At 72.8% G+C, this 8,685-nt stretch carries 8 protein-coding genes; 6 read left to right on the top strand and 2 right to left on the bottom strand.

Going from position 1 to position 8,685, the window contains the following annotated elements; genetic code table 11:
- Window positions 1-115: 115 nt before the first annotated feature.
- Entirely contained in the window at window positions 116-1,177 is a 1,062-nt protein-coding gene (locus tag ACFRAR_RS37355; protein ID WP_380704667.1) for an ATP-dependent DNA ligase, read from the bottom strand.
- 66 nt (window positions 1,178-1,243) lie between these two features.
- On the opposite strand from ACFRAR_RS37355, the gene ligD reads away from it, so the two are divergent.
- Complete coding sequence (ligD, locus tag ACFRAR_RS37350; RefSeq protein ID WP_380704665.1) at window positions 1,244-2,251, top strand: non-homologous end-joining DNA ligase; 1,008 nt, start codon at window positions 1,244-1,246, stop codon at window positions 2,249-2,251.
- A gap of 20 nt (window positions 2,252-2,271) precedes the next feature.
- Here ligD and ACFRAR_RS37345 read toward each other — a convergent pair whose 3' ends face one another.
- Window positions 2,272-3,468: an 8-amino-7-oxononanoate synthase gene (locus tag ACFRAR_RS37345; protein WP_380704663.1), complete on the bottom strand. Its 1,197-nt coding sequence runs from the start codon at window positions 3,466-3,468 to the stop codon at window positions 2,272-2,274.
- Window positions 3,469-3,644: 176 nt separating this feature from the next.
- On the opposite strand from ACFRAR_RS37345, the gene ACFRAR_RS37340 reads away from it, so the two are divergent.
- The 5 genes from ACFRAR_RS37340 to ACFRAR_RS37320 all read left to right on the top strand — a co-directional run bounded on the left by ACFRAR_RS37340 (window position 3,645) and on the right by ACFRAR_RS37320 (window position 8,572).
- Window positions 3,645-4,106: a hypothetical protein gene (locus ACFRAR_RS37340; RefSeq protein WP_380704661.1), complete on the top strand. Its 462-nt coding sequence runs from the start codon at window positions 3,645-3,647 to the stop codon at window positions 4,104-4,106.
- A gap of 66 nt (window positions 4,107-4,172) precedes the next feature.
- Window positions 4,173-6,401, top strand: a complete 2,229-nt coding sequence (locus ACFRAR_RS37335) for a hypothetical protein (RefSeq protein ID WP_380704659.1) — start codon at window positions 4,173-4,175, stop codon at window positions 6,399-6,401.
- Between the two features lie 41 nt (window positions 6,402-6,442).
- Window positions 6,443-7,153: a hypothetical protein gene (locus ACFRAR_RS37330; RefSeq protein WP_380704657.1), complete on the top strand. Its 711-nt coding sequence runs from the start codon at window positions 6,443-6,445 to the stop codon at window positions 7,151-7,153.
- A 29-nt stretch (window positions 7,154-7,182) separates the two neighbouring features.
- Window positions 7,183-7,923, top strand: a complete 741-nt coding sequence (locus ACFRAR_RS37325) for a hypothetical protein (RefSeq protein WP_380704655.1) — start codon at window positions 7,183-7,185, stop codon at window positions 7,921-7,923.
- Window positions 7,916-8,572: a hypothetical protein gene (locus tag ACFRAR_RS37320; RefSeq protein WP_380704653.1), complete on the top strand. Its 657-nt coding sequence runs from the start codon at window positions 7,916-7,918 to the stop codon at window positions 8,570-8,572. Before ACFRAR_RS37325 ends, ACFRAR_RS37320 begins: the two co-directional genes overlap by 8 nt.
- Window positions 8,573-8,685: the final 113 nt, after the last annotated feature.

Genomic DNA, 8,685 nt, shown 5'->3' with positions numbered 1-8,685 from the left:
AATCCTCTTTGTTCAAGGGTGTGGGGGTGTGTTTTTTTTTTATACGTCACCGCACCCCCCGTTGTCCCCGGGGGGGGGGCCCCCCCCCCGGCCGGATCGGGCCCCTCGCGCCGCATCAGATCCCCAGCACCGCACCGAGGTCGTAGGAGATCGGTTCCTCCAGCTGCGCGTAGGTGCAGCTCTCCGGCGCGCGGTCCGGCCGCCAGCGGCGGAACTGCGCGGTGTGCCGGAACCGGGTGCCCTCCATGTGGTCGTACCCGACCTCGACCACCCGCTCGGGGCGCAGCGCGATCCAGGACAGGTCCTTGCCGCCGGTCCAGCGGCTGACCGCGCCGGGCAGCCGGCCCTCGGCGTGCGCGGCCGCGTCCGCCCAGCCGCCCCAGGGGTGCCCGGAGACGTCGTCCATCCGCAACGGTGCCAGTTCCTCGGCGAGTTCGCGGCGGCGGGCCATCGGGAAGGCCGCGCAGACGCCGACGTGCTGGAGCCTGCCCGTGTCGTCGAAGATGCCGAGGAGCAGCGAGCCGACCACCGGGCCGCTCTTGTGCTCGCGGTAGCCGGCCACCACGCAGTCCGCGGTGCGCTCGTGCTTGATCTTGTACATGGTCCGCTCCCCCGGCCGGTACGGCTGGTCCAGCGGCTTGGCGACCACGCCGTCCAGCCCGGCGCCCTCGTACTCGGCGAACCAGGTGTGCGCCAGGTCGAGGTCGGTGGACGCGGGGGCGGTGAACACCGGGTCGGCGGCGCCGGCGAGCGCGGCCTCCAGGGCCGGGCGGCGCACCGACAGCGGCTCGTCCACCAGGCTGTCGTCACCGAGGGCGAGCAGGTCGAAGGCGACGAAGGAGGCCGGGGTCCGCTCGGCGAGCAGCCTGACCCGGCTGGCGGCGGGGTGGATGCGCTCCAGCAGCTCCTCGAAGCGCAGCCGCCCCTCCCGGGCGATCACCACCTCGCCGTCCAGCACGCAGCGCGGCGGCAGCTCGCGCTTGAACGCCTCGACCAGTTCGGGGAAGTACCTGGTCAGCGGCTTGCCGGTGCGGCTGCCGAGCTCGATCTCGTCGCCGTCGCGGAACACCACGGAGCGGAAGCCGTCCCACTTGGCCTCGTACTGCATCCCCGGCGGGATCCTGGCCACCGACTTGGCGAGCATCGGCGCCACCGGTGGCATCACGGGCAGGTCCATGCGTCCGATCCTCGCCCGGTTCGCCCCGGGGCGCGCGCCGGGCGCACCGCGCTTAGCGTGAGGGGCATGGGCTCAGCCGTGGAACTGGATGTCGCCGGGCGCACCGTCCGGTTGTCGAACCCGGACAAGGTGTACTACCCCGAGCGCGGCTTCACCAAGCTGGACGTCGCGCGGTACTACCTGGCCGTCGCCGACGGGGTGCTGCGCGGGCTGCGTGACCGCCCGACCACCCTGCAGCGCTTCCCGGACGGGGTGGAGGGCGAGTTCTTCTACCAGAAGCGCGCGCCCAAGGGCCTGCCGGAGTGGCTGCCCACCGCCCGGATCGAGTTCCCCAGCGGCCGCTCCGCCGACGAGATCTGCCCCACCGAGCCGGCCGCCGTGCTGTGGGCGGCCAACCTGGGCTGCCTCACCTTCCACCCCTGGCCGGTGCGGCGCTCCGACACCGACCACGTGGACGAGCTGCGGATCGACCTCGACCCGCAGCCCGGCACCGACTTCCACGACGCCGTCCGCGCCGCCCACGAACTGCGCGCCCTGCTGGAGGAGTTCGGGCTGCGCGGCTGGCCCAAGTCCTCCGGCGGCCGGGGGCTGCACGTGTACGTGCCGCTGGTGCCCGAGTGGACCTTCACCGACGGGCGGCACGCGGTGATCGCGCTCGGCCGGGTGCTGGAGCGGCGGATGCCGGGGAAGGTCACCACCGCCTGGTGGAAGGAGGAGCGCGGCGAGCGGATCTTCGTCGACTACAACCAGATGGCCCGCGACCGCACCATCGCCTCCGCCTACTCGCTGCGCGCCCGCCCGCGCGCCACCGCCTCCGCCCCGCTGCGCTGGGAGGAGCTGGACGACGCCGCCCCCGAGGACTTCGACCTGCGCACCGTCCCCGCCCGCTTCGCCGAACTCGGGGACCTGAACGCCGGGATGGAGCGGCACGCGTTCCGGCTGGAGCCCCTGCTGGAGCTGTACGAGAAGCAGCTCCACGACGAGGGCCTCGGCGAACTCCCCTACCCGCCGGACCACCCGAAGGCCAAGGGCGAACCGCCCCGGGTGCAGCCGAGCCGGGCGAGGAAGAAGTAGCCGGCCGGGGGGGCGGGACCTCAGCCCCGCGCGCCCGCCGGGGCCAGTTCGGCCACGATCAGGACGGCCTCGGCGATCTGATCGTCCGTCAGATCGCCACGGGCGGTCAGCCGAAGCCGGGAGACGCCGTCCGGGACGGAGGGCGGGCGGAAGCAGCCGACGGCGAGGCCGGCCCGGCGGCAGTCGGCGGCCCAGGCGACGGCCGCCTCCGGACCCGGGGCGCGGACGGAGACCACCGCGGCCTGCGGCTCGCAGGCCGCCAGGCCGGCGGCGGTGAGCTGCCGGGCCAGGGTGCGGGCGACCTCGCGGGCGCGCTCCGCGCGGGCGGGCTCGGCGCGCAGCAGCCGCAGCGCGGCCAGCGCGGCGCCGGCGGCGGCCGGGGCGAGGCCGGTGTCGAAGATGAAGGTGCGGGCGGTCTCGGTCAGGTGGCGGATCACCCGGCGCGGGCCGAGCACCGCGCCGCCCTGCGAGCCGAGCGACTTGGAGAGGGTGACGGTGGCGACGGCGTCCGGCTGCCCGGCGAGCCCGGCCGCCGCGAGCGCCCCGGTGCCGCCGGGGCCGAGCACGCCCAGCCCGTGCGCGTCGTCCACCAGCAGCGCGGCGCCGTGCGCGCGGACGGCCCGCGACAGCGCGGGCAGCGGGGCGGCGTCGCCGTCCACCGAGAACACCGAGTCGGTGACCACCAGCGCCCGCCGCTGCGAGCGCCCGGCGAGCACCTCGGCCACCGCCGCCGGATCGGCGTGCGGGGCGCGGTGGACGTCGGCGCGGGAGAGCCGGCAGCCGTCGATCAGCGAGGCGTGGTTGTAGGCGTCGGAGACGATCAGGGTGTCCGGGTCGGTGAGCGCGGTCAGCGCCGCGAGGTTGGCCGTGTACCCGGAGGAGAACACCAGCGCGGCCTCCGCTCCGCAGAACTCGGCCAGCTCCTCCTCCAGTTCGGTGTGCAGCGCGGTCGTCCCGGTCACCAGCCGCGACCCCGTCGAACCGCCGCCCCAGCGCAGCGCGGCGTCCGCCGCGGCCCGGGTGACCACCGGGTGCCTGGTCAGCCCCAGGTAGTCGTTGCCGGCGAGGTCCAGCACCGCGTCCTCCGCCGTGCGGCTGCGCAGCGTCCGGGTCAGCCCGGCCTCGGCCCGCATCGCGGCCGTCTCGTCGAGCCAGTCGAAGACGTGCGCCGGGGCGGGGGCGGAGGTGCGCGGCTCGGCCGCGAGCGGATGGTTCATGCCCGGCACTCTGGCACGCCACCGCCTGCCGGGCAATGTGCGGCTCGGCACAGGACGGACCCGCCGATTCTGTCGTGATTCACCAAGAGTTAACCGAATATCAATATTCAATTCACTGAAACCGCGTCGGCGAAAATAGTACGCTCCATGCTGCATTCTTTACCTGGGGGGTAACCGTGGCCGACCTTGAATTCGAGCGTCGCATGAATCCGTGGCTCTTCGACGACAAGGGCAATCTGACCGAAGCCGCGAAGAAGCAGTTCCCGGACCTCGCCGGCGCCAACGCCGCCCCGGTCTCGCTGGGCCCGGTGGGACCGGCCGCCGGCGGCCAGACCATCGCCGTGAACGCGGGCGTGCTCCAGCAGGCCGCGCAGAACGCCTTCGCCCTGCGGGACGCCGTCAAGACCGAGTGCGACCAGCCCGGCGAGCACGTCAACGCCGCCGCCGGGTCACTCAAGGGCTGGAACCTCGGCGGCGCGCTCACCGGCACCTGGACCAACTGGACCGGCCAGTCCGGCAGCCTCCAGAGCACCGTCGGCGACATCGGCACCAACCTGCGGACCACGGCGCAGAGTTACAGCAAGACCGACTCGGACATCCAGGCCACCTTCAACGTGGCGCAGGGCCCCAAGGGCTAGCCAGGCCCTGTCCGGCGAGTCGGTCGGCAACACGAAGACAGCACAAACGGGGGAAGCAACACCACCATGGTGACGTACAGCCAGCTCAAGCAGGTCGACCTCGGCAGCCTCGCCTCGGCGGCGGGCGACTTCGAGAACCTCGTCCGCAAGTGGGACCTCACCCAGCGGATGCAGTCCGAGATCCTCGGCACCATCCAGCAGTCCGGCTGGCACGGCGACGCCGCCGGCCTCGCCAACGCCAAGCTCACCTGGGCCCGCGACCAGATCCACGCCGCCTTCGAGGAGGCCTCGGCCCTGGCCAGGACCCTCCGCGACGCCCACACCGAGATCACGGCCGCCAAGCAGGACCTCACCACGGCCGTCCAGCACGCCGTCGCCGACGGCCTCACCGTCGACGACGAGGGCGCGGTGCACTGGCCGCCGCCCACCACCCAGGCGGACAAGAAGGACATGGAGTACGCCAGGGTCTGGAAGGCCAAGGCCGAGACGGCCGCCAAGGCGATAGGCGACGCGATAGACCGCGCCACCGAGGCCGACCTCGACGCCTCCAGGGCCCTGAGCGACGACACCGGCAGCGACGCCACCGCGTTCAACGCCACCCCGGTCGGCGGTATCCCGGAGGAGGAGGCCAAGGCCGCCACCTACATCCTCGGCCTCGGCGCCGACGCCACCGACGCCCAGGTCAAGCACCTCCAGGAGATCCTGGAGCACCACAAGAACGACCCCCGGTTCGCCACCTCCTTCTACGGCAACCAGGACCCGGGCACCTTCATGGCCAAGTACGGCGCCCTGGCCCAGAGCGGCGACTACGCCAACAGCCCGGCCCGCAGCGCCGCGATCAAGGGCATCCAGCAGGACCTCGGCCTCACCCTGGCCACCGCGACCGACACCAAGCAGCCGCTGCACGTCTCGGACGACTGGGAGACCAGGTTCCGGGCCGCCGGCGCCAAGCAGATCCCCGTCCCGCCGGGCGCCGACCCGGCGCACAGCCCGTACGGGTACCAGATCATGGCGAACCTGCTGCGCAACGGGAAGTACGACGCCCACTTCCTCAACCCGATCGCGGAGCACGTCACCCAGCTCACCCAGGAGAACCCGATGCGCTGGGACGCGGCCACCAAGGCCTCGTACCCGTTCACCGAGCTCAAGTTCATCGGCGTGCCCGACAAGGACGGCAACATCCGGGGCATCAACCCGATGTCCGCCATCCTGGAAGGACTCGGCCACAGCCCCGAGGCCGCCACCAAGTTCTTCCACGACGCGCCGACCACCTACAACCCGGACGGCACCGTCAAGAGCACCGGCGGCAAGAACACCTACCTCGACATGCTCACCGACGCCGGCTCCCGATCCATCCTGATCGACCAGCAGTACCCGCCCAGGCCCAACCCCGGCACCGCCGACCCGTTCGACGTCAGTGCCCTGGGCCACGCCCTGGAGGCGGCCACCACGGGCAAGGCGTACGACGACGACGGCAAGTTCCCCCCGCACACCGCCGCGATGAACGACGTCATGAAGAACGTGGTGGACAGGTTCGGCGCCACGAACGGCCCGGACCTGCTCAAGGGCGGCCTGTTCGCGAACCTCAACGGCAGCCTCGGGAACATGACCGCCAACCACATCGCCGACGTCCAGAGCGCGTTGGAGGGAGCGGGTGGAGTCTCGCCGCTCCTCGACCCGGCCAAGGTCGAGCGCCTACTCGGCGCACTCGGCCACGACCCTGACGCCTACGCGGCGATCGCGGCCGGGCAGCAGGCCTACACCACGGCCCAGATCCAGGACGTGCTGGCCCACCCCGAGTTGCACAAGGACCTGTCGCTGGCGATCGAGAACATCGCCAAGCCGACCGGGCAGGTCAACGGCCTGATCACCAGCGCCATGATCGACGCCATCTACGAGAAGCACACCGCCAGCGACGCCGAGTTCAACGCCGCCATCGACACCAAGCGGGAGATCGCCGGTCAGGTCTGGTCGTTCGCCGGCGACGCGATCAAGGGCGGAGCTCCTCTGATCGGCGAGGGCATCGACACGGCGGTCAACCAGATCATGGACAACGTCGCCAACGGCTACAAGGTGGACACCCACAACGAAGCCAGCGACGAGGCGGGCGCCGCGAAGGCATCGGCTGAGCGCAACTCCCAGCAGGCGATCATCAACACCGTCCGCGACGCCGGCCGCAACGCGGGCGTCGATCCGAACTACATCAACGATGTGGCCCGCCGAGCCGCCCAGGAGGAGAACACCGGCTACACCAGCGGCAAGACCTCGTACGACACGGCCAACCCCAAGAGCTGACCCCCGAGCCCATAACCTGCCACGACCGAGAGCGCTGAGCCATGGTTGACGTCGCCCACATCATCCCACCGTCCCCGGACGACCCGCCGCCACGCCGGTCACGGGTCCGTCCCTGGCACGCCGCCGTCGCCCTCGCCGTGGCGGCCGCCGTGGGCGGCGGGCTGTGGGCGTGGAAGCCCTGGCAGTCGGTCGAGTTGCCGCAAAGCGCCTGCTGGGGGGCGCTGGGCGCGAACGACCTCAAACCGCTGACGGGCCCGGACGGGAAGGCTGTCGAGCCCAGGCCGGCCCGCGAGATCGCCACCCCCATGAAGCCCAACTCGGGGAGCCGTGACTCCCGTTGTCTCGTCATGTGGCCGAACGCGGCCATCCTGCTCGAAGTGGACGTTCGGCCGGCACGGCCGCCGATCGACGCCTACCGGACGAGTGACGAAAGCCTCGGATCGCTCACCCCACTCGACTTCGGCCCCGGCACGACCGGGTGGGTCGTGGGCTCCAAGAACGTCGACGGGGAAGCGTCGGTCCGACTCTACGTGCCGTGCGACTTCGACGCCCCGAGGGACGACAGCGACCAGCCCCCGCCGAAGTACTTCGGCGTGCTGGTCTCCGGGGACGTCGTCGACGGCGCCTCCCCCGGCAAGGCCCACCAGGCGTACGCGGACATCGCCCTCAAGATCGGCAGGGCCGCCGCGACCGCGTACGAGTGCCGGAACACCGTGACGCTGACCGGTACCGCCCCCCGTGTCCCGTCCTAGCCCGACCGACAACAGGAGCCGCCCGAACCATGGTTGACGTCGCACACATCATCCCGCGCCCGCCCGACGACCCGCCCCCGCCGCCGTCGCGGTGGCGGCGGTGGCTGGCCGGAGGCCTCGCGGTGGCCGTGGTCGCGGGTGGCGGGCTGTGGGTGTGGAAGCCGTGGCGGTCGGTGGAGCTGCCCCGGAGCGCGTGCTGGTCGGCACTGTCGAAGGACGATCTGAAGCCGCTCGCCGGGCCGTACGGCAAGGCGTTCGAGCCCGTGCCGCATGCCCGGATCCGGACGCCGACCGAGCCGGACGAGCCCCAGGTCCGCAGCACCGACTGCCACGTCCGCTGGCAGGTGGACGGCGAGACCGGCCGGTTCCTCCTGATGGTCCAGGTCGTCCCCGCCTGGGACGGGGTCGACGCCGACCGCGCCCGGGACACGGCGGAGCACCATGCCGTCGCCGACCTGGACTTCGGCCCCGGAGCGGTCGGGCTGGCCAGCGGCGACCTGAGCCACCGCGTCCGGCTCTACGTCCGCTGCGACTTCCCGGTCCCCGCCTCGGACAAGCCCGACCAGAAGGCCCCGCAGTACCTGCGGGTCGAGGTCGGCAACGACCCGGTCGCCGGCGCCTCACCGGCCGAGTCCCGCCAGGCGTACGCCGATGTGGCGCTGAAGATCGCCCGGGTCGCCGCCGCCGAGTACCAGTGCGCCAACGAGGTGCGGCTGCCCGCTGCCGCGCCCGCCGTACCCGAACTGCCGAAGGAGCAGGCCGATGGCTGAGCGCCCGCGCCACCGCCGCGCCCTGCCGATCGCGATCGGCGCGGCGGTACTCGCCGCCGGGACCGGCGGCGGGCTCTGGTACGTCAAGCCCTGGCAGTCGGCCGAGGTGCCGCAGAGCGCCTGCTGGAACGCGTTCACCCACGAGGACCTGGCCGCGCTGACCGGTCCGGACGGCAGGACCGCCGCTCTCCAGGGCAAGGGGACGTTCACCGACACCGACGTCCGTGCCGACATCCTCGACTGCACCGTCACCCGCAGGCGCGGCGGCACCTCGGAGGTGCTCGCCAAGATCAGTACCGGTCGGCGTGACGAGAGGTACCGGCAGGCGAAGGCCCAGGCGGAGGCGGCCGGCTGGCAGCCGGTCGTCCCCGCGTCGCTGGACTTCGGCCCCGGCGCCCAGGGCTGGCTGTTCCACGAGGGCACGGTGCAGCTGCTGCTCCACTGCGAGTACGCGGAGCAGGACGGGCGGCCCGGCAACTTCCCGTACCGCCTGGTCACGATCACCGGCGACCAGGGCGCCTCCGACGCCCCCGCCGCCAGGGTCCGCCAGATCCGGATCGACGCCGCCCTGCGCGTGGCGAAGGAGGCCGCCCAGGGCTGCACCAACGCCCCCCAGCTGGCCGCGCGGCCGCCCGCCGCGCCGTTCTGACCCGTGGCGGGCGGGGGGGGGAGGGGCCCCCCCCGCCCCCCGGGGGGGCGGGGAGTGCGGGAGGGCCCGCCCCCGGCCCGATGGGGGGGGCGGGGGGGCGGGGGGGGAGTAGA

This window comes from Kitasatospora sp. NPDC056651, assembly GCF_042792155.1.
GTDB lineage: Bacteria > Actinomycetota > Actinomycetes > Streptomycetales > Streptomycetaceae > Kitasatospora.
The sequence above is the reverse complement of the archived record's forward strand: the minus strand, read 5'-3'. Positions and strand labels throughout refer to the sequence as shown.